The 2,631-nt window shown below is 60.9% G+C and carries 2 protein-coding genes; both read right to left on the bottom strand.

Going from position 1 to position 2,631, the window contains the following annotated elements; all coding sequences use genetic code 11:
* Window positions 1-30: 30 nt before the first annotated feature.
* Complete coding sequence (locus HDG37_RS38635) at window positions 31-2,100, bottom strand: recombinase family protein (RefSeq protein ID WP_184056826.1); 2,070 nt, start codon at window positions 2,098-2,100, stop codon at window positions 31-33.
* Window positions 2,093-2,284 (bottom strand): hypothetical protein, encoded by a 192-nt coding sequence (locus HDG37_RS38630; protein WP_184056823.1) that lies wholly within the window; start codon window positions 2,282-2,284, stop codon window positions 2,093-2,095. The genes HDG37_RS38635 and HDG37_RS38630 overlap by 8 nt, the downstream gene beginning before the upstream one ends.
* Between the last annotated feature and the right edge of the window lie 347 nt (window positions 2,285-2,631).

Below are 2,631 nucleotides of genomic sequence, written 5' to 3'. Positions count from 1 at the left end.
TACAAGTATGTTTCATACTGCCCAACCTCGCTATGTGCTTGATAAATCTAGAGAGCCCTGTTGTGCCATTGGTTTTGTGGGGTATCCGCGCCGTGCACGTGCCCTGGCCACGAGTTCGGAGACGGCATCCCCGCCCAGTGAATTGCGATTGAAGATCCACGGACCATTGGGCAACGGATGCTCGGCTACGATTTCGTTGCGCTCGACCGCAAGCCTGAGCGTTCCGGGGCTCACGCCGACGAACGCCGCAGCCTCGGTCAACGTCATCCAACCTTCAGCGGCACGTCGCTCGCTCGAATAGACAGGGATCTGATGGTGGCTACGCAACGCGGTGACTCGCCCCTGGGTCCACAAGTTACCCCGGCCGGTTCGCAAGTCATTGCGATTGAGCACGCCAGCAATCACCAGATCCGGACAGACACGGACGAGCTTCCGCACGGCATCAATCGCTTCGTGTGACGTATGCGTGGTGTTCTCACCGCGCCGCCGACGTGGCACGCGAATCTCGGTATGTACTCCGCCTTTCCAGTGAATGACGAGCACAATTTCGCTCGTTGCGTTGTCAACGTCGACCACGACTTCATGGATCAGGGTGCGCACAATACGCTTCTTCAGTCGGGCGTCGGCCTGCGGCCAGATCGATTCCAACGCTGCAGCAAGATCGGCAAACTCATCGGGCCGGGCGGGCGGTGTCTGACCGGATGTGCGCGTCTGTTGCTCGATACGCGATTCCACTTCCTCCACGCGCAGCAGCGCATCATTCCAGCGCCGCTCCAGTTCGTCGGCGACAAGCCGGTTTTCGGGATCAGCAGCGTCGTATTGTTTCTGCGCGCGTTGGGCGGTATAGCGTGCCGCTTGCAGATCCCGCTGCAGCGCGGCCAGCACTTCATCCTGCTTCAGGGCCTCTTCTTCGCGCGCCACCATTGCTGCCTCAATTGCCGCTGGTTGAACGACCTGCAAGACCGCCTCGGCAATGGCCGCGTCCGCGCGCGTGCCACCGAACGCAATGCAACGCGGTTGTCCCTTGTCCAGCCAGCCGCGTTGACAGCTATAGCGCAAGGCGTCGTGTCTGTTACCCGTATAGTGTAACGTCAGCTTGCTTGCGCAGCGCCGACAGCGCAACAGTCCCGCCAGAAGGGCCTCGCCGTTCTTTGGGGCGCCAGCGTGTCCGGCCAGACGCAGGTTGCCATTGATCGCGCGCTGGATCCGCTCGAATTCGTCCCACTGAACGTACCCGTCGTGAGCATTGGGAATGAGCGCAAGCCACTCATCCCGAGGTTTCCGGCGATCACGTTTGCGCTGTTCTCCGCCTTCGTAATTGATCGTGCGTTCGGTCTTGCCATAGGCATACGCGCCACCGTAGATCGGGTTGGTCAGAATCCGGTACACCGTGCCGTAGTTCGGCCGTTTCCATTGGATTTCGCCGCGCGGCGTGCATGCCGGCAACTGCAGGCTGTGCTCCAGGAACCATAACAACGTCTGACGCACCGATCCAACTGCGCCGAATTGGCGGAACACCGAGCGAATGGCGTCCTGCACGCGCAAATCCGGATCCTTCTCCAGGCGCTGGTCCTCGGTCTTGCAGTAACCCACCGGCGCCACGATGACGAGTTCACCGCGTTTGGCCTTCTCCCGCCGAGCTTCGAGCGAACGCTGACGCAGCAGATCCAGCTCGTATTCGTTCAGGCTACCCTTTAAGCCGAGCAGCAAACGATCGTTACTCTGCCGTGGCGCGTACACGGTCTCCTGATCAATCAGCACCGTGTCGACAATGCGGCACACCTCAACCAGCTGCTGCCACTCGCGGCTGTTGCGCGCAAATCGCGAAACCTCGCGAGCGGCAACTGCGCCGACGTGCCCAAGACAGACCTCTGCCACCATTCGTTCGAAACCCGTGCGCGTTTGCGTTCCGGCCGCAGAGCGCCCAAGATCCTCGTCGATCACTTCGATCTCCTTCCAGCCCAACTGGTGCAGACGATCCTGCATCGCATACTGCAGCTTCTGGCTCTCCAGATTGTGGCTGACCTGGTAGGCCGACGACTGGCGGACGTACAGCATGGCCTTGCGCGTCAGATGCTGTGCCCGAATCTTGTCACTCATCGCGCACCTCCGGCCCGTGTACGACGGCGAACAGGCCGCGACGGTGTTGCCGCAGCAGTTGCGCCAGCAAACGCACCGTCTCCTGCCGGACCTCCTGCGGCAGGTGCGTCCACTGTGGCGTCTTCGGGAAAGGATGAAAAAGGTCGAGTTGAGCGCCCGGTTGCGGGCTGGTCTGGCGTCGCATCAGCACCTCCTGTACGGAGCAAAGGATGGTGCTCGGCTTGTACCATATCGCGCTGCCCGGCAGCAGGCGCCTGCGCCAGCAGGTACTTCAGTTCCCTCAATGCTTCACAGCTGACGGCGGGAGACGTTGCCGAAGTCATGCGACAGCAGGCAACGGGATCGAACATCCATTGCGGCACCTCCAGCAAGCCCGCCGTGTGGAACGGCTCTCGCGCACAACGCAGGATTGACTCGCCGTTCTTCCTTTCTATCGTGGTGAAAATCCATACCGTGTGCCCGTACCACGGATGCCAACGATACAGAACTTCCCTTGACTCGCTGATATGGGCGTTGTGTTGCCGGCTTGTA

The organism is Paraburkholderia sp. MM5384-R2 (assembly GCF_014201025.1).
Taxonomy (GTDB): Bacteria; Pseudomonadota; Gammaproteobacteria; order Burkholderiales; family Burkholderiaceae; genus Paraburkholderia; species Paraburkholderia tuberum.
This window is presented reverse-complemented; position numbering and strand designations above follow the sequence as displayed.